A 19591-nucleotide genomic window follows, 5' to 3' on the forward strand; every position below is an offset into this window, starting at 1 on the left:
ACGGACGGATCGTCACAATGCAAATACGATAAACAATGAACGAAAATAAAACAGAATTCGAACCCAATATCGTGGCCTTCGTCTGCAACTGGTGTACCTACGCCGGGGCCGACCTGACCGGAACCAGCCGGCTGAAGTACGCCACGAACGTCAAGATCGTGCGTTTCCCGTGTACCGGGCGCATCGACTTCATGCTGCTGCTGAAGGCTTTTGCCGGCGGCGCGGACGGCATCATCGTTTCGGGCTGCCATCCGAACGACTGCCACTATACGTCCGGGAACTTCCACGCCCGCCGGCGCTGGATCGTTTTCCGGGGATTGCTCGACTTTATGGGCATCGACGTGCGCCGCATCCGCTATTCGTGGGTGTCGGCAGCCGAAGGGGGCAAGTGGGCCGACCTGGTCAACGACACGGTGCGCGAAATCCGCGAACTGGGGCCGTATACGAGGTATCGGGAAGTAGCCGATTATATCGAAAAGGAGGAAAACCATGGATAAACTGACCGAAAAAGCCGCAGCCCTGCTGCGGGAGGGCGCAGCGACGCTCGTAATAGGCTACGGGGAGGACAAGGGCAACAAGACCCGTCCGCTGTTCTGCCGCATACCCGAAGAGGCGGCGCGCCTCGTTTACGACGGCCGCTGCATCCATAACCTGGCCGTCTACCTGACCAAACCCGAACTGCTCGGCGCGGGACGCACGGCGGTAGTCGCCACGATCCCGGTGCTGCGGTCGATCCTGCAACTGGCTGCCGAAAACCAGTTGTCCGAGGATAAGCTGCTGGTACTTACCGTAGCCGACGGCGAGGTGATGCAATTCGATACGTTCGCCGCGGTAGAAAGTTACCTGACCGGTTTCGATTTCAAACTCGGAGAGAAGGAACGGGAACTGATCGACCGGCTCGAAGGAATGTCCCGGGAAGAACGCTGGGAATTTTGGAAAGAGCAGCTCGAACCGTGTTTCAAGTGTTACGCCTGTCGTGCGGCCTGCCCGCTGTGTTACTGTACGCGTTGCGTGGTGGAGATCAACTGCCCGCAGTGGGTGCAACCCTGGGCCGGAACGCTGCCGAATATCGAATGGCACATCAACCGCGCGATGCACATGGCCGGACGCTGTACCGGGTGCGGGGCCTGCGGCGAAGCCTGCCCGCTGGGGATTCCGATCCACCTGCTGACGCAAAAGTTGCTCGAAGACGTGGACGCCGAATTCGGTGCGAAGTCCGGAACCCTCGGTCAGAAAGGCAATGCGCTGTCGACGTTCGATCCGTCGGACAAGGAAAATTTCATTCGTTAAACGAGAATCATGGAGAAATTACATATCACACCCGAAAATATCGCCCGCTGGCTCGAACAACTGATCGGCAGCGGACGGTCGGTATACGCTCCGGTAAGAACCGGGGAGCGGGTCGATTTTAAAAAGATCGCCCGGCCGGAGGAAGTGGCCTCGGATTACGTACAAACGACGCAGTCGGTCAAAAAGGTTGTTTTCCCGAGGACGGAGGAGTTGTTCTCCTATCGGAAGGAGGGAAAACAGGTTTCCGTGCGGCAACCCGATTTGCAGGCGATTCCCGAAACGGTCGTCTGGAAAATCCGTCCGTGCGATGCGGCCGGATTCGCCTCGTTGTCGGGCATATTCAACTGGGATTACAAGGACGGTTCCTATAATGCGCGCGCCGAGCGGCTGACGCTCATCAGTTTCAGCTGTGCGACGAGCGACGAATATTGTTTCTGCACGTCGGTCGGGGGAGGGCCGGGAAGTACGACGGGAAGCGACATTCAGCTTACGTTGCTGCCCGACGGCGGCGCGCTGGTCGAAGTGTTGACCCCGAAAGGAGAACGGCTCGCAGCCGAAGCGTCGTCGCTGTTTGCGTCGGCCGACGGCATGTCGAAGGAAGAGTATCTGGCCCGCGTCGAAAAGCGTTTCGATGCGCAACAGCTCCGCGAGAAACTGGATCAGGCGTTCGACAGCCCGGTTTGGAAACGGCAGTCCGAGCGTTGTCTCGGCTGCGGGGCCTGCGCGTTCGTCTGTCCGACCTGCGCCTGTTTCGACATTCAGGAGGATGCGCGTGGGGCGACCGGCCGGCGGGTGCGCTGCTGGGATTCGTGCGGCTTCTCGCTTTTCACGCTGCATACGTCGGGACATAACCCGCGTCCGGTGCAAAGCGCCCGCTGGCGCCAGCGAGTACTGCATAAATTCTCGTACATGCCCGAACGGATCGGACAGACCGGCTGTACCGGTTGCGGACGCTGCTCGCGGGCCTGCCCAGTAAACATGAACCTGCTCGAACATTTACAATCCATTTAGCCGCTATGACTCAATCCAATCTATACCTTCCGTACCTGATGGAGATCGAGAAGATCACCGTCGAAGCCCCGGGCGTCAGGACGTTCCGGTTGAAATTTCGTAACGAGCAGGAGGCTGCCGCATTCGACTTCCGGGCGGGGCAGTTCGGCGAATACTCGGTATTCGGCGAAGGGGAATCCACGTTCTGCATCGCTTCGTCCCCTACCCGCAAAGGGTATATCGAATGTACGTTCCGCCAGGCCGGACGCGTGACCACGGGCCTGTCGAAGCTCGAAGAGGGCGATACCGTCGGCTTCCGGGGACCGTTCGGCAACGTTTTCCCGCTCGACGAGTGGAAAGGCAAAAACCTGCTGTTCATCGCCGGCGGCATCGCGCTGCCGCCGATGCGCTGCGTGATTTGGAACGCGCTCGACACCCGCGAAAATTTCGGCGACGTGACCATTTTGTACGGGGCCAAGTCGGTCGGCGACCTGGTCTATAAACACGAACTGGACGAATGGGCGGCGCGTCCGGACGTCCGCCTCGTCACGACGGTCGATCCGGGCGGCGAAACCGTCGACTGGAAAGGGCACGTAGGATTCGTACCGTCCGTGCTCGAACAGATCGCTCCGTCGAGCGACAATACGATCGCAATCGTTTGCGGACCGCCGGTAATGATTAAATTCACGTTTCCGGTGCTCGAAAAGCTCGGGTTTGCCGACGACCGGATCTACACGACGCTCGAAAATCGGATGAAATGCGGCGTCGGTAAATGCGGCCGCTGCAACGTCGGCAAGCTGTACGTGTGCAAGGACGGCCCGGTGTTTACGAAAGCGCAACTGAATGGGCTGCCGCCCGAATATTAGCGGCAGCGGGTTTGTCGTACGAAAAGGGCCGGGATTGTTCCGGCCTTTTTCGTTGAAAATTGTTAACTTTGCGATTGAGATTTTGAGGAGGATGAGAATAGATAAATCGGTTCGGGTAGCGTTGGTGGTGGCCATTGCGTTTTTCATGCAGTTTCTCGACACTACGGCGGTCAATACGGCTATTCCGGCCATGGCGCGCGCCTTCGGGACGGATGTTATCCATTTGAGTACGGGCATCACTTCGTACCTGATCGCGCTGGCGATCTTTATTCCGGTCAGCGGTTGGATCGCCGACCGGTTCGGGACGCGCAACGTGTTCTGCGCGGCGATCGTGTTTTTTATCCTCTCCTCGACGCTGTGCGGGACGTCGCAGTCGCTGTTGCAGTTCGTGATCTACCGGGTGATGCAGGGGATGGCCGGGGCGATGATGTCGCCGGTGGGCCGCCTGGCCGTGCTGAAAACGTCGTCCAAAGAGAACCTGCCCGTCGCGATGAACTACATCACGATTCCGGCGCTGGTCGCGCCGATCGTCGGCCCGCTGGTCGGCGGCTATCTGACGACTTTCCTTACGTGGCGGTGGATTTTCTACCTGAACGTTCCGATCAGCATCGCGTGCGTTCTGCTCGCCTGGCGTTATATCCCGTCCGAGAAGCGCGGCGAGGGTTCCCGCAAACCGTTCGACGCTCCGGGGTTCGTCCTGAGCGGCCTGGCGCTGGCCGGATTCATGTACGGCGTGGAGCTGTTCAGCAAAGAAGGACTTTCGTATTACGTGCCGCTGGGGCTTATCGGCGGAAGTCTCATTATACTGTTCGCCAACGTGTTTTATTCGAAACGGATCGACAATCCGCTGATCGACTATTCGGTGATGAAGTACAAAAGCTACCGGATCACGATCTACGCCGGTTCGGTTTCGCGGATGGTGATCGGCGTGTTCCCGTACCTGGTTCCGCTGATGTTCCAGGTCGGGTTCGGGCTCAGTCCGTTCGAGGCGGGACTGTTGTTCCTGTCTACGATGGTCGGCAACCTGTCGATGAAGTCGGCTACCGTGTGGGTCATCCGCAGTTTCCGTTTCCGCAACGTGCTGATCGTAAACGGTTGCCTCGTAGCCCTGTTCACTTTTCTGACGGCCCTGCTGCTGCCGACCACGCCGGTATGGATTATCGTGCTGACGCTGTTCCTGTCGGGACTCGTGCGCTCGATGCAGTTCAGTTCGCTGACGACGCTCGCTTTCGCCGATATTCCCGAACACGATATGACCTCGGCCAATACGCTGTACAGTACGATCCAGCAGATGTCGATCGGGATGGGGATCGCCATCGGCGCCGTCGCGCTGCGCTTTTCGAACGTACTGAACGGCGGCGTGCCGGGACAATACACGATCCCGGATTTCCGGCTGGCGTTCTTTTTCGTCACGGCGATCGGGTTCCTGCATCTGTTCGGTTACCTCGGGCTCTCGCCCGACGCCGGCAACGCGGTGCGGATCAAAAAAGACCATTCGGCGGACGATGCTTCCGGCGCGGCCGGACGGGGAACCGCTCCCGGCCGGTAGCCTGTCCCCTACTCTTTCGTACGTGTTCGCCGGATCATTTCATACGGACGGAATGCCGTGTTTCCACGCATACTCCCTGGCGGCCGGTACGGTGATCGGGTAATTGACGAAGTTGAACACGGCGAACGGGGGCACCTCGATCCGCTTTTCGCGGAGTCGCGCGACGATTCGCAGGATCTCCTGGTACAGTAGGAAATTCCGGTTGACCGTGGCGGCGGGAGTATGAAATTCGCGTTCGAGCATTTCGGCGTACGACCGGTCGTGGCGTTCGTGGGCGCGGGCGAAGACTTCGTACGGCATCGTCTCGTTCGGTCCGGCCGAGCCATCTGCCATTCTTATCAGCAATTCTTTCGGGCCGGGCGCGATCCATGTCTGCAACAGTTCTGCGGGAATCTCGTTCGCTCCGATATCCATGACCGGGCGTGTGTGCAGAAAGTCGATGCTCAGTTCGAGGTGGTACGCGGCATGGGGCGACAACAACCAGCTTTCATTCTTTTCTTTCATGGCGGCATTCGGATAATGATTGGATGAGATACGTCCTGTCCGGGACGTAAAACTGGGACATATCCTCGCCGCCGCTGCGGTAGAACAATAAAAAAGGGGCAAGGACGCTCAGACAGCTCGTTCAGTCGGCCTTAGGATGCCTTGTGTGGAAACTGCCCTTGCGCCCAAGCCCCGCCCCGGTATTTCGTACCGGGGCATGGCAAGGGTTTCGGACAAGATTTACGCCACACTAAACCTGCTACATAATAAATATAACAGTTCCTAAGTTTACTGAACGACGCAAAGGTTGTCTTAACCTTTACTGTGTATGTTACGGTTTAAACCGTATTATGTTATAACAAAGTTACTACAAAAAAGTGAAATGCGGAAAGATATAGTGATAGAATTGAGTTACAGGGGTTTCAGTTGTACTTCCGATTATTCGTGAAGCCATCGCAATCACCGCTGAAGCCAAATCAGGACGCCGCTACGTTACTTGTCCGTAACCATACCCAAAAGGGCGACAAACGGACACGGATGGCGAAACAAGACGTTAAGGATTAGTGAGTTACTGACAACCCACGCAACAAATCCGGTTACGGAAAAAGATTGCGCCGTTCCTCCCCGTTTTGCGTACCGACACCGGACTCTTCACCAACTAATTTTGAACCTAAAAAAATTAAGGACGATGAAGAGTACATTTTCAGTAATCTACTACCTCAAGCGTCAGGTAGTGAAAAAGGACGGGACAGTACCCGTCATGGGACGCATCACGGTGGACGGCAGCCAGACGCAGTTCAGCTGCAAGCTGACCGTCGATCCCAAGCTGTGGGACACCAAAGGGGGACGTGTCACGGGCAGAAGCTCGGCGGCACTCGAAACGAACCGCATGCTCGACAAGATGCGTGTGCGTATCAACAAACACTATCAGGAAATCATGGAGCGTGACAACTTTGTCACGGCGGAGAAGGTCAAGAACGCCTTTCTCGGACTGGAACACCGCTACCACACGCTGATGCAGGTGTTCCGCCAGCACAACGAGGACTACGAGAAACAGGTGGAGGCCGGCATGAAAGCCAAAGGCACGCTCTTGAAGTACAGGACCGTTTACAAGCACCTGCAAGAGTTCCTCACCATCCGCTACCGCGTGAAGGATATTGCACTGAAAGAGCTTACGCCCGCCTTCATCTCCGACTTTGAGATGTTCCTGCGCACGGACAAGCACTGCTGCACCAATACCGTGTGGCTGTATGTCTGCCCCTTGCGGACGATGGTGTTCATCGCCATCAACAACGAGTGGCTCACACGCGACCCGTTCCGGGAGTACGAAATCAAGAAGGAGGAAACCACACGCAGTTTCCTGACGAAAGAGGAAATCCGGCTGCTGATGGAGGGCAGGCTGAAAAACGCCAAGCAGGAGCTTTACCGCGACCTCTACCTGTTCTGCGCCTTCACGGGCTTGTCGTTCGCCGACATGCGCAACCTGACGGAAGAGAACATCCATACCTACTTCGACGAACACGAGTGGATAAACATCAACCGCCAGAAGACGGGCGTGGTGTCCAATATCCGCCTGCTCGACATCGCAAAGCGCATCATCGACAAATACCGGGGACTGTGCGGGAACGGCAGGATTTTCCCCGTTCCCCACTACAACACGTGCCTTGCCGGAATCCGTTCCGTTGCCAAGCGTTGCGGCATCACCAAGCATATCACGTGGCATCAGAGCCGCCACACGGCAGCTACGACGGTGTTCCTCTCCAACGGCGTACCCATTGAAACGGTGAGTTCCATGCTGGGACACAAGAGCATAAAAACGACGCAGATATACGCAAAAATCACCAAAGAGAAGCTCAACCAAGACATGGAGAACCTTGCCGCAAGGTTGAACGGCATCGAGGAATTTGCAGGTTGCACCATCTAAAAACAGAGAAGCCATGACACGAGGAACCATCATCATAGAGGACAACAGGGTCAGCGTAACCGGTAACGGGGTATGGATGACCGCCACAGAAATCGCCGGGCTGTTCCACACGGGCGTCCCGGCAGTGAACGCCGCCATCAGAGCCGTCCGCAAGCCGGACGTGCTGAACGACTACGAGGTGTGCCGCTACATGCGGCTTGAAAACGGGCTGCACGCGGATGTTTACTCGCTTGAAATCATCATCCCCGTCGCCTTCCGGCTGAACACCTACCATGCGCACGTGTTCCGCACGTGGCTGGTAGGCAAGGCACTCACGAAGGAAAAGCGGCAGGCATACGTGATGTTCATACAGAACGGAAAAGCCGGGTATTGCTAAACACACATACATATAATTATAAAGGAAACGGACAGCCCGTATGGAGTTGCCCGTTCCCTTTTTTCATGCAGCCGCCTTATTCCATCGGCTTGCTGTAGTTCGCCTCCAGCAGCTCACGCAACCCCGATTCGGGGTAAAGCACCTTTCCTCCCAAAAGGATAAAGGGCAGCACCCTGTTGTTGCGGTACTCCTGCAAGGTGCGGCGGCTGACACGGAGCAGTTCCGCCACCTCCCTGTCCGTCAGGTAACGCTCCCCATCCAGCGGCGGACGGTAACTTTCCAGAAAGGCGGAAAGCCATTTCGAGCCTTTGCGCATGTTCTGCACGACGGAGGCAAGCGGCTCGTCCTCCATCGTAAACACTTCATTGTTCTCGTTCATCATCATTTCGGATTCAGTGGGTTGTGAATAATAAAAAATCAAATCATTTTCCGCCGGGATAGAGCGTGCCGACAAGCGGAATGAGCCTTTTGACCTCCTCCGGCTTGTAATAGAACCTGCGGTTAATCTGCGAGTAGCCGATAAGCCGCCTGTCACGCAAGGTCTGCAACGTGCGCGGGCTGATCCTCAACTGCCCACAGACCTCCTCGCCCGTGAGCCACCTTTCCATCCGCCCGCCGTCGCTCCTGCGCCTCAGGGCGGCTACCTTCTCCGCGAGGGCGTTGAAGGACGCCACCATCATCTCGAAGGTCTTTTTCTCGATAGATACTATTTCCATAAGCAAAACATTTCAGAGTTTGCCGCAAAGGTAACGAAGCCGCCTTGCACACGTGCCGTTTCCCGCTAAAAGGCAGCTTGTTGCGCCGTCTGTCCGGTTTACGGAGCCATTATCCGTAAAAATCTTACGTGAGCCACGTAGTGAGCTGTTAAAGCCCCTTTGGTTTATTGCCGAATTTTGCCGCAGAAACCAAAAGAAAGGACTGAATATGAAAGTGATAACGATGGAAAGTTCCGCCTTCACCGCATTGACGGAACAGATAGCCGAGATAGCGGCACACGTGCGTGCCGTTTCCGGCGGGAGAAAGGAAGAAGCTCCCGACAGGCTGCTCACCACCCGCGAGGCGGCGCACCTGCTGAACGTGAGTTGCCGCACCCTCCAGCGCATGCGCAGCGAACAGCGCATCGCCTATGTCGTGCTGCGCGGCAAGTGCCGCTATCGGCAGTCGGAAATCGACCGCCTGCTCGAAGACAGCACCGTCACGGGAGATGCCGCGACACCGGAACAGATGAAACGCAACCACACGCTGCGCACGGGCGGCAGACCCAAAGGAAGGAGGACGTAGGACATGGAACTGCTTACCCGCAACAATTTCGAGAACTGGATGCAGAAGGTGATGGAACGGCTCGACCGTCAGGACGAGATGCTGCTATCCATGCAGCCGTCCGGCAAAGCCCCGAACCCGATGGAAGGGATCAGGCTTTTCGACAACCAAGACCTGTGCATGCTGCTCCAGATCAGCAAGCGCACCCTGCAACGCTACCGCAGCATCGGCGCATTGCCCTACAAGACGCTCGGCAAAAAGACCTATTACAGCGAGGCGGACGTGCTGACGTTCCTCTCCGAACATGTAAAGGATTTCCGCAAGGAAGACATAGCCTTCTACAAGGCTCGTATCCATAATTTCTTTCAAAAATAACCATTAAAACATTTTTCAGATGGCAAAGAAAAAAGACGAAAAGGACGTGCTGGTTGTCCGTGACGAGAAGACGGGCGAAATCAGCGTGGTAGCCGGGCTGAACGCCGACGGCTTCCCCAAGCGCATCCCCGCGAAAGCGGAGAACTCGCAGAGTTTCCTGCAATTCGACCGGCACGGCGACGTGCTGGACAACTTCTTCAAGAACTTCTTCCGGCAGTGCAAGGAACCCAGCCGCTTCGGTTTCTACCGTGTCGCGGCGGATCAAGCCGACAAACTGCTGGAGGTTATCAAGGACTTGCTGAAAGACCCCGACGGCAACAAGGAACTGCTTGCGCCCCACAAGGTGGACACCTCCGGCTACGAAAAGAAAGTACAGGAGGAGCAGTCCGCCGAAAAGCAGGAACAACCGGAACAGAAACAAGATGACGAACCTAAAAAACAGGAAGAACTGGAACAGAAAAACGAACAGAATCAGGAAAGCCCGCAGCAGACGCAGGGCAACCGGGGCTACCGGCCCATCGACGAGAGCAAGATCAACTGGCAGGAGTTGGAGGAGAAATGGGGCGTGAAGCGCGACGACCTTGAAAAGTCGGGCGACCTTGACAGGATGCTCAACTACGGCAAGTCCGACTTGGTGAGGGTGTCGCCCAATTTCGGCGGAGAGGCTTTCGAGCTGGACGCCCGCCTCTCCTTCAAGAAGGACGGCGAGGGCAATGTCAGCCTTGTGCCGCACTTCATCCGCAAGGAGCAGAAGCTCGACGAGTACAAGGAACACAAGTTCTCCGACGAAGACCGTAAGAACCTGCGCGAAACGGGCAACCTCGGCAGGGTCGTGGACCTCGTGGACAGGGAAACGGGCGAGATCATCCCCTCGTTCGTCAGCATCGACCGCAAGACGAACGAAATCACGGATGTCCCGGCCAGCAAGGTGCGCATACCGGAGCGCATCGGCAAGACGGAAATCACCAAGCAGGAGCAGGGCATGCTGCGTGCCGGGCTACCCGTGCGCGACAAGCTCATCGAGCGCAAGGACGGCAGGAAGTTCGTCACCACCCTGCAAGTGAATGTGGAACAGCGCGGCGTGGAGTTCGTGCCGGGAACCGGCAGGTCGCCCCGTACCGCCCAAACGCAGGAAACGAAGAACAACCCCGCACAAGGACAGGCGCAGGGTACGGAGAATGCCGGGGGCACGAACAAGGAGCAACGCCGCAACACGTGGACGAACGCCGACGGCAGCATCCGCCCCATCAGCAAATGGAGCGGCGTGGACTTCACCGAACAGCAGAAAGCCGACTACGTGGCGGGCAAAGCCGTGAAACTGGAGAACGTGACCGACAAGCAGGGCTTCCACGCCACGATGTACATCAAGTTCAACCCGGAAAAGGGACGCCCGTACCGCTACGACACCAATCCAGACAACGCGCAGAAGGTCGCGTCTTCCAACGAGAGCCGCACGCAGGTGGCGGTGAACAGCGAGGGCAAGACCAACGAGGCTACCAAGAACCTGAAGGAGCCGTTGCGAAAGGGACAGACCGCCCCGAAGGACACCGCACAGCAACAGCAGCAGGAGAAGCCGCAGAAGAAAACGGGCAAGGGCATGAAGATGTAATCCAGTGTCCGCCACTAAATCCGAAGTAACATTTGTAAAATTCAAAACGACAGAAAAATATGAAGACAATCATTGCAGAAAAGCCGTCTGTGGCACGTGAGATCGCCCGCATCGTGGGCGCGACAAAGAGAGAGGAAGGATATTTCGAGGGAGGCGGCTACGCCGTGACATGGGCGTTCGGACACCTCGTGCAGCTTGCCATGCCCGACGGCTACGGCATACGCGGCTTCGTCCGTGACAACCTGCCCGTCATCCCCGACACCTTCACGCTCGTCCCCCGTCAGGTAAAGACGGAGAAGGGCTACAAGCCCGACAGCGGCGTGGTGACGCAGATCAAGACCGTAGCCCGACTATTCAAGGAAAGCGAACAGATTATCGTGGCGACCGATGCAGGACGCGAGGGTGAGCTTATCTTCCGCTACCTCTACCATTATACCGGATGCACCACCCCGTTCGTCCGCCTCTGGATAAGCTCGCTTACAGATAAGGCTATCCGCGAGGGACTGCGCAACCTCGAAGCGGGCGGCAAATACGACAACCTCTATCTTGCCGCCAAAGCAAGGAGCGAATCAGACTGGCTTGTGGGCATCAACGGCACGCAGGCACTTTCCATCGCCGCCGGACACGGCACATATTCCGTCGGACGGGTGCAGACACCTACATTGGCGATGGTGTGCGCACGCTATTGGGAGAACCGCCGCTTTAGCCCCGAAGCCTTCTGGCAGCTCCATATCGCGACGGACGGCTGCGATGAAGGAACGGTGAAGTTTTCATCTTCCGAAAAATGGAAAGAGAAAGAGCCCGCGACGGAACTGTATAATAAGGTGAAGTCGGCAGGCACAGCCACTGTCACGAAAGCCGAACGCAAGGAGAAGACGGAGGAAACACCGCTCCTGTACGACTTGACCACGCTCCAGAAGGAAGCCAACGCCAAGCACGGCTTCACGGCGGAACAGACGCTTGAAATCGCGCAGAAGCTCTACGAGAAGAAGCTCATCACCTATCCGAGAACCGGAAGCCGCTACATTCCCGAAGACGTGTTCGCCGAAATCCCCAAGCTGCTCGCCTTCATCGGGGCTTTGCCCGAATGGAAAGGCAAGGTGCAGCCGAAAGCCGTACCGACACGCAGAAGCGTGGACGGTAGCAAGGTGACAGACCACCACGCCCTGCTCGTCACGGGCGAGAAGCCGCTGTTCCTCTCCAAAGAGGACAGCACCGTCTATCAGATGGTTGCCGGACGCATGATCGAGGCGTTTTCCGAGAAATGCGTCAAGGATACCGCCACCGTCACGGCAGAGTGTGCCGGAGTGGAGTTCACGGTGAAAGGTAGCGTCATCAGGCAAGCCGGATGGCGTGCCGTCTATGGCGAGGAGGACAAGGAGGAAACCGCCATCCCCGGTTGGGAGGAAGGCGACACGCTGACGCTGAAAGGCTGCTCCATCACGGAAGGCAAGACCAAACCCAAGCCGCTGCATACCGAAGCGACATTGTTGTCCGCTATGGAAACGGCGGGCAAGGACATAGAGGACGACGCACTCCGTCAGGCGTTGAAGGACTGCGGCATCGGCACGCCCGCCACCCGTGCGGCGATTATCGAAACGCTCTTCAAGCGCGGATACATGGAACGCTGCAAGAAGTCGCTTGTGCCGACTGAAAAAGGGCTTGCCCTCTACTCGGTCGTGAAGACGATGCGCATCGCCGACGTAGCCATGACGGGCGAATGGGAGAAGAATCTGGCACGCATCGAGCGCGGGGAGCTGCCAGCCGACACCTTCCGCAGGGAGATAGAGGCGTACACACGCGAAATCACCTCCGAACTGCTCTCGTGCGACAAACTGTTCTCCCGCAGGGATTCCGGCTGCAAGTGTCCCAAGTGTGGGACGGGCAACATGCAGTTCTACGGCAAGGTGGTACGCTGCGACAACGCGGAGTGTGGGCTGCCCGTGTTCCGCCTAAAAGCGAACCGCACCCTTTCCGACGACGAGATCAAAGAACTGCTCACCGACGGGCATACGAAGCTGCTCAAAGGCTTCAAGAGCAAGCAGGGCAAGAGCTTCGACGCCATAGTCGCCTTTGACGGGGACTATAACACGACTTTCGTGTTCCCCGAAAGGAAAACGAGCAGGAAATTTTCAGGACGGAAGAAATAGTATTAACTTTGCCACTGGTTCAGAGTAATGAATTGTTCTTCGATATCGGATTACACTCATACTTTGGATTTAGTGGTGGCACTCGGAGGGATACCGAGTGCCTTTTCTTTCTCCTTTCCAGACGATTATCCCCGTCATTACCAATCCACTAAATTCCAAAGTAATGAACAACAAGAAGAAAAACGAGGGTCAGACCGACTTTTCCTATTACGGTCTGTACCTGCTGGACTACCTCCGCACAAACAAGTTTGAACAGGCTTCCGACGATGCCTTCATCCGGGAGCGTGCCGACCGTGCCGCCGAAACGTATGAGCGTTCGCGGCTCGAAGGCTATCCGCCCGAAGGGGCGCAGGAGTTGGCGATGGACACGCTCCTGCGGGGGCTTCGCTATTCCAAGTACGCCATCCTCCGCGAAGTCGTGGAAAACGAGTTTGCCGGTGAAGTGCCGGAAAAGAAACGCGAAGCCTTCATCCGAAAACTGCTGCCGCCTGTCGGTAATGTATTCTCCGTCTATGACCTTTCGGACGACAACTTCGCCCTGTCGCCCGAATACGACCTGCTCTATACGGAGCTGACGGGAGCCGTCGTCCTTTATATCGACGAGTATGGCGTTTAACCGCAAACAACGGCTGCGGGACAACATCGAGGCGATACGGACGGCATTCATCCTTGAGAGGGAACGGAGGACGGCAACCGCCGAGGAACAAGCCATACTTCGGAAGTATTGCGGTTTCGGCGGGTTGAAGTGCATACTGAACCCGGCAAAGGAACTGACGGATGCCGTGCATTGGGCGAAATCTGACCTCGAACTGTTCGCCCCGACGGTGGAGCTGTACAGGCTGGTGCGTGAACACAGCAAGGACGAAACGGAGTACAAGCGGTACGTGGATGCCATGAAGCAGTCCGTGCTGACCGCTTTCTACACCCCGCCGGAGATAACCGGCACTATCGCGGATGTACTGCATGAACACGGCATACGTCCCGACCGTGTGCTGGAGCCGTCGGCGGGTGTGGGCGCATTCGTGGATGCCGTGCTGGAAAACAAGCCGGACGCGGACATCATGGCTTTCGAGAAAGACCTGATGACGGGCAAGATATTGGGACACCTGCATCCCGACCAAAAGGTAAGGGTGCAGGGATTCGAGAAGATAGAGAAGCCCTTCACGGACTATTTCGATCTGGCAATATCGAACATCCCGTTCGGTGACGTGGCTGTGTTCGACCCGGAGTTTACGGGAAGCCAAGACCCCGCAAGGCGTTCCGCACCGAAGGCAATACACAACTATTTCTTCCTGAAAAGCCTTGACGCGGTGCGTGAGGGCGGCATCGTGGCGTTCATCACCTCGCAGGGGGTGCTGGACGCACCGTCCAACGCACCCATACGCGAGTATATGATGCGTAATGCCAATCTGGTGGGTGTCGCACGCCTGCCGAACAACCTTTTCACGGACAACGCGGGTACGGAAGTGGGCAGCGACCTTATTATCCTTCAAAAGAACAGCGGCAAGAATGGGGAGCTGTATTATAACGAGAAACTTTTCATGCAGACCGAACAGACCCCTATCGGCACTTCTGTAAACGGGTATGTATGGAGCATCAGTTCTCTTTCCAATACAGATTTAATCAGAGGCACAGACCCTTATGGCAAACCTGCCTATCAACTTATACACCGGGGCGGCATCGGACAAATGGCGGATGACTTGCGGGAACATCTGAATATTGAGTTACCCCAGTTAGACATAGAACTATATGAAATGCACAACCTGCATCCGGCACAGGTAAAAAACACAGTGACGGAACCCATTTTCACACCGGTTGTCACTCCTGAAATACAGCCTCTTACAGAAATGGCAGTGAAGCCCGAAGCGGTAACACCGCAGCCGGAGGAAGAAAAGCCGGAGATAGAGCCGCGCCGCCCCGATTATTCAGCAGGCGTGCAGCTCTCCCTGCTCGACCTTTGGGGCATGACCGAGGAAGTCCGCAAGCAGGAAGCACCCGCCAAGAAGAAAAAGACAGCGAGAAAGGAAAGCACGGCAAGGCGTATGTCCCCCAAACCGCAGGCGCAGGTTACGCCGAAGGTTACGACCGCACCGCCGCCGTCTGCCGCACTGCTGACGGAGAACAGGGACAGCCATGAAACAAAGTCGGTGAGTGTCGCAGCCAAAGCCGATCCGGATGATATTTACGCCACTTTGGATTGGGATACCAACCCGCCCATCAACGGCTTCTATGAAATGATGATGGACCTCACGCCGGAGCGACGCAAGGAGCTTCGCAGGCTGGCGGCACAGCATCAGGAGAAACGGCAGCATGTCACGGGCGTGAAAGCCGCACCGGAGCAGGAAACACGGCGACCCAAAACACAGCCGGAAATTGCCGCCAATCCTGCCGCTCCCGCAACGGAAACGGCTGCAACCTCCCTTTTCCCCGAAATGGAAGCGGAAAAACCGAAGGAGGAACCTCTCTACCTTTCTCCCCGTCCGTTCAACGGTCTGCTGGAGCCGCACTACCGTGACGGCTCTATGGTACTGGATGCGTCACGCAATCTCGGCTATTTGAAAGACCTCACGCTTTACGGCGCGACATTCCAACCGCTTGACCTGACCGGCTACCAGAAGGAGAAAGCGATGTTGTATGTGTCACTCCGTGATTCATACGAGCGGCTTTACCGCTACGAGGCGGAGTACCACGATGAAGGGTCTGCGCAACGCGGAGCGTTGAACACCTGCTACGATGAGTTTGTCATGCGCTACGGCAACCTCAACGCCAAGCAGAACGTGAAACTGGTGATGATGGATGCAGGAGGACGCGACATCCTTTCGCTGGAACGGGCGGAGGACGGCAGGTTCGTCAAGGCGGATATTTTCGAGCGTCCCGTTTCTTTCTCGGTGGAGAGCCATGCCAACGTCAGCTCTCCCGAAGAGGCGTTATCCGCATCGCTCAACAAGTTCGGCACGGTCAATCTTGATTATATGCGGGAGATAACCGACAGCACGGAGGAGGGATTGCTTGACGCCCTCAAAGGACGCATCTTCTACAACCCGCTCGTAACCGGTTACGAGATAAAGGACAGGTTCATCGCCGGGAACGTGATAGAGAAGGCGGAGCGCATCAAGGCATGGATGGGCGACAACCCTGAAAACGGACGTATGCCGGAAGTGAAGCAGGCGTTGGAGGCTCTGAAAGAAGCCGAGCCGCAACGCATCTCCTTTGAGGACCTTGACTTCAACTTCGGGGAACGCTGGATTCCGACGGGCGTGTACGCTGCTTATATGAGCCACCTTTTCGACACGGACGTGAAAATCGCCTACTCCGCAAGCATGGACGAGTTTTCGGTGGCGTGCGGCTACCGCACCATGAAAATCACGGACGAGTTTTTAGTGAAGGGCTATTACCGGAACTATGACGGCATGCACCTTCTGAAACACGCCCTGCACAACACCTGTCCCGACATGATGAAGTCCATCGGCAGGGACGAGCATGGCAACGACATCAAGGTGCGCGACAGCGAGGGAATACAGCTCGCCAACGCCAAGATTGACGAGATACGAAACGGCTTCTCCGAATGGCTCGAAGAGCAGTCGCCACAGTTCAAGGAGCGGCTGACGACGATGTATAACCGCAAGTTCAACTGTTTCGTGCGCCCGAAGTATGACGGCTCGCATCAGACTTTTCCCGACCTCAATCTGAAAGGGCTGGCAAGCCGGGGCATCAGGAGCGTCTATCCCTCGCAGATGGATTGCGTCTGGATGCTGAAACAGAACGGCGGCGGAATTTGCGACCACGAGGTTGGAACCGGCAAGACGCTGATAATGTGCATCGCCGCGCATGAAATGAAGCGTCTGAACTTGGCGCACAAGCCGATGATTATCGGGCTGAAAGCCAATGTTGCGGAGATTGCCGCCACCTATCAAGCGGCATATCCCAACGCGAGGATTCTGTACGCTTCGGAGAAAGACTTTTCGACCGCCAACCGCGTGCGTTTCTTCAACAACATCAAGAACAACGACTACGATTGTGTCATTATGTCGCACGACCAGTTCGGCAAGATACCGCAGTCGCCGGAGTTGCAGCAGCGCATCCTGCAAGCGGAGCTTGACACGGTGGAGGAAAACCTCGAAGTGCTGCGCCAGCAGGGAAAGAACGTATCGCGGGCGATGCTGAAAGGTCTGGAGAAGCGCAAGCATAACCTTGAAGCGAAATTGGAGAAGGTGGAACACGCCATAAAGTCACGCACGGACGACGTGGTGGACTTCAAGCAGATGGGCATCGACCACATTTTCATTGATGAATCGCACCAGTTCAAGAATCTGACTTTCAACACGCGCCACGACCGTGTGGCGGGATTGGGGAACAGCGAGGGAAGCCAGAAGGCACTGAACATGCTCTTTGCTATCCGCACCATACAGGAGCGCACGGGCAAGGACTTGGGGGCGACCTTCCTCTCCGGCACGACTATCAGCAACTCGCTGACTGAGCTGTACCTGCTGTTCAAGTACCTGCGCCCGAAGGAGCTGGAACGGCAGGACATTCGATGTTTTGATGCGTGGTCGGCGATATTTGCCAAGAAGACAACGGATTTTGAGTTCAACGTGACGAACAACGTGGTGCAGAAGGAGCGTTTCCGCTACTTCATCAAAGTGCCGGAGCTTGCCGCCTTCTATAATGAAATCACGGACTACCGCACGGCGGAGGATGTGGGCGTGGACCGTCCCAACAAAAACGAGATACTGCACCACATACCGCCCACGCCGGAGCAGGAGGACTTCATACAGAAGCTGATGCAATTCGCCAAGACGGGCGACGCCACCCTGTTGGGCAGACTGCCGCTTTCGGAAACGGAGGAAAAGGCGAAGATGCTTATCGCCACGGACTATGCCCGGAAGATGGCACTCGACATGCGCATGATAGACCCGCATTACGAAGACCACCCCGACAACAAGGCGAGCCACTGTGCCAAAATAATCGCGGAGTATTATCAAAAATACGACGCGCAGAAAGGCACGCAGTTCGTTTTCTCTGACTTGGGGACTTACCAGCCGGGCGATGGGTGGAACGTCTATTCGGAAATCAAGCGCAAACTGACGGAGGACTACGGCATACCGCCAAGCGAGGTGCGCTTCATTCAGGAGTGCAAGACCGACAAGGCTCGGAAGGCGGTGATAGATGCCATGAACGCCGGGACGGTGCGTGTGCTGTTCGGCTCCACCTCCATGCTCGGAACGGGTGTGAACGCACAAAAAAGGTGTGTCGCCATCCATCATTTGGATACGCCTTGGCGACCGTCCGACCTGCAACAGCGTGACGGACGGGGAGTTAGAGCAGGCAACGAGATTGCCAAGCATTTTGCCGGGAACAACGTGGATGTCATCATCTATGCGGTGGAAAAGTCACTGGACAGCTACAAGTTCAACCTGCTGCACTGCAAGCAGACGTTCATCTCGCAGCTCAAAAGCGGGGCGATGGGCGCGCGTACCATCGACGAGGGTGCTATGGACGAGAAATCGGGCATGAACTTTTCGGAGTACATGGCGTTACTATCCGGCAATACCGACCTTTTGGACAAGGCGAAACTGGAAAAACGTATCGCCTCGCTCGAAGGGGAACGCAAGTCGTTCAACAAGGGCAAGCGTGATTCGGAGTTCAAGCTGGAATCGAAGACCCGCGAGCTGGGCAACAACACAGCTTTCATAGATGCCATGACGGAGGACTGGAACCGCTTCCTCTCTGTGGTGCAGACCGACAAGGAGGGCAATCACCTTAATATAATAAAGGTGGACGGAGTGGATTCCGCCGATGAGAAAGTCATCGGAAAGCGTTTGCAGGAGATAGCCAAGAATGCCACGACCGGAGGGTTGTACACGCAGGTTGGAGAGTTTTACGGTTTCCCGATAAAGGTGGTCAGCGAAAGGATACTCAAAGAGGGATTGGAGTTTACCGACAACCGCTTCGTGGTCGAGGGGAACTACAAGTACACCTACAACAACGGGCATCTGGCGCTGGCTGACCCGTTGGCCGCCGCCCGCAACTTCCTCAACGCGATTGAGAGAATCCCCTCCATCATCGACCAGTATAAAGCGAAGAATGAGGTCTTGGAACGTGAGATACCGCAGTTGCAGGAGATAGCAGGCAAGGTGTGGAAGAAGGAGGAAGAACTGAAACAGTTGAAGTCCGAACTTGCCGCCCTTGACCGCAAGATACAGCTGGAACTTGCGCCGCCTACACCCGAAATCACCGAAAAGGAGCATGAAGGGCAACAGGTCAAACCGGAAGCGAAAGGTGTGCGAAACGGTATCAGGCAATATCCCGAAGATACATCACCGCAAATACGCAATCCATCGGAAAGTATTATCGCCAATCACACCATAACTGGGCATCCGGGGCTGTATGCCAAGGAGGAAACCCGGTCCAAAGGATTGAAAATATAACCTTAGGAATTTTATCTGAAGTATTAATAAGGGCTATCCCAAAAGGTCTAAAAGTAAATTTTATCCTTTCTGCAAGTATCTATAGGATGGCAACTGCATTTTTTTCTTTTTGGGCAGCCCTTATTAAAATTTATTCTTATTTTAGGTTATATACATTCATGTCCATTTATGTAAAAAATTCCTGCTGACCTTGTTTATGTCTTGTCAGTCACCATTTGCAAAACCATATTTGACCCTCAAAGAGGCTGAATTTGATAAGCAACTTGCTACATACTCATAATAAGGAGCTAA

General features: G+C 56.0%; 16 protein-coding genes. 13 read left to right on the plus strand and 3 right to left on the minus strand.

Features of this window, described 5'->3' with window-relative positions:
* Positions 1-35: 35 nt before the first annotated feature.
* The 5 genes from PGR91_RS06840 (at position 36) to PGR91_RS06860 (ending at position 4695) form a co-directional block, all read left to right on the plus strand.
* Complete coding sequence (locus PGR91_RS06840; protein WP_101570542.1) at positions 36-497, plus strand: hydrogenase iron-sulfur subunit; 462 nt, start codon at positions 36-38, stop codon at positions 495-497.
* Positions 490-1290 carry a 4Fe-4S dicluster domain-containing protein gene (locus PGR91_RS06845; protein WP_118656640.1) on the plus strand — a complete coding sequence of 267 codons (801 nt, stop codon included), beginning with the start codon at positions 490-492 and terminating at the stop codon, positions 1288-1290. Before PGR91_RS06840 ends, PGR91_RS06845 begins: the two co-directional genes overlap by 8 nt.
* A gap of 9 nt (positions 1291-1299) precedes the next feature.
* Complete coding sequence (locus tag PGR91_RS06850; RefSeq protein ID WP_118656642.1) at positions 1300-2301, plus strand: 4Fe-4S dicluster domain-containing protein; 1002 nt, start codon at positions 1300-1302, stop codon at positions 2299-2301.
* Between the two features lie 5 nt (positions 2302-2306).
* Positions 2307-3146, plus strand: a complete 840-nt coding sequence (locus tag PGR91_RS06855; protein WP_118656644.1) for an FAD/NAD(P)-binding protein — start codon at positions 2307-2309, stop codon at positions 3144-3146.
* A 91-nt stretch (positions 3147-3237) separates the two neighbouring features.
* Positions 3238-4695, plus strand: coding sequence for a DHA2 family efflux MFS transporter permease subunit (locus tag PGR91_RS06860; protein ID WP_055204463.1), 1458 nt, complete (start codon positions 3238-3240; stop codon positions 4693-4695).
* Between the two features lie 39 nt (positions 4696-4734).
* Here PGR91_RS06860 and PGR91_RS06865 read toward each other — a convergent pair whose 3' ends face one another.
* On the minus strand, positions 4735-5199 hold the full coding sequence (locus tag PGR91_RS06865) for a hypothetical protein (protein WP_055204465.1): 465 nt from the start codon (positions 5197-5199) through the stop codon (positions 4735-4737).
* 667 nt (positions 5200-5866) lie between these two features.
* Between PGR91_RS06865 and PGR91_RS06870 the strand changes: the two genes are divergently transcribed.
* Together PGR91_RS06870 and PGR91_RS06875 are read left to right on the plus strand one after the other, a co-directional pair.
* A complete protein-coding gene (locus tag PGR91_RS06870) occupies positions 5867-7102 on the plus strand; it encodes a site-specific integrase (protein WP_073342353.1) in 1236 nt (411 codons plus the stop codon).
* Positions 7103-7115: 13 nt separating this feature from the next.
* Positions 7116-7478, plus strand: coding sequence for a RhuM protein (locus tag PGR91_RS06875; protein ID WP_073342355.1), 363 nt, complete (start codon positions 7116-7118; stop codon positions 7476-7478).
* A 76-nt stretch (positions 7479-7554) separates the two neighbouring features.
* On the opposite strand, the gene PGR91_RS06880 is transcribed toward PGR91_RS06875, so the two are convergent.
* Both PGR91_RS06880 and PGR91_RS06885 read right to left on the minus strand, forming a co-directional pair.
* A complete protein-coding gene (locus PGR91_RS06880) occupies positions 7555-7860 on the minus strand; it encodes a helix-turn-helix domain-containing protein (protein ID WP_073342752.1) in 306 nt (101 codons plus the stop codon).
* 40 nt (positions 7861-7900) lie between these two features.
* Complete coding sequence (locus PGR91_RS06885) at positions 7901-8194, minus strand: helix-turn-helix domain-containing protein (protein WP_032535412.1); 294 nt, start codon at positions 8192-8194, stop codon at positions 7901-7903.
* Positions 8195-8402: 208 nt separating this feature from the next.
* Between PGR91_RS06885 and PGR91_RS06890 the strand changes: the two genes are divergently transcribed.
* From PGR91_RS06890 to PGR91_RS06915, 6 genes are all read left to right on the plus strand, one after another.
* Positions 8403-8759: a helix-turn-helix domain-containing protein gene (locus PGR91_RS06890; RefSeq protein WP_073342358.1), complete on the plus strand. Its 357-nt coding sequence runs from the start codon at positions 8403-8405 to the stop codon at positions 8757-8759.
* Between the two features lie 3 nt (positions 8760-8762).
* Positions 8763-9113, plus strand: coding sequence for a helix-turn-helix domain-containing protein (locus PGR91_RS06895; protein ID WP_073342361.1), 351 nt, complete (start codon positions 8763-8765; stop codon positions 9111-9113).
* Between the two features lie 19 nt (positions 9114-9132).
* Complete coding sequence (locus tag PGR91_RS06900) at positions 9133-10722, plus strand: DUF4099 domain-containing protein (protein ID WP_073342363.1); 1590 nt, start codon at positions 9133-9135, stop codon at positions 10720-10722.
* 59 nt (positions 10723-10781) lie between these two features.
* Positions 10782-12872, plus strand: a complete 2091-nt coding sequence (locus tag PGR91_RS06905) for a type IA DNA topoisomerase (protein ID WP_073342366.1) — start codon at positions 10782-10784, stop codon at positions 12870-12872.
* Between the two features lie 163 nt (positions 12873-13035).
* Entirely contained in the window at positions 13036-13488 is a 453-nt protein-coding gene (locus PGR91_RS06910) for a DUF1896 domain-containing protein (RefSeq protein ID WP_073342369.1), read from the plus strand.
* On the plus strand, positions 13478-19300 hold the full coding sequence (locus PGR91_RS06915) for an N-6 DNA methylase (protein WP_073342373.1): 5823 nt from the start codon (positions 13478-13480) through the stop codon (positions 19298-19300). Before PGR91_RS06910 ends, PGR91_RS06915 begins: the two co-directional genes overlap by 11 nt.
* Positions 19301-19591 lie beyond the last annotated feature (291 nt).

It is taken from the genome of Candidatus Alistipes pullistercoris (assembly GCF_027665465.1).
Classification (GTDB): Bacteria; Bacteroidota; Bacteroidia; order Bacteroidales; family Rikenellaceae; genus Alistipes_A; species Alistipes_A hominis.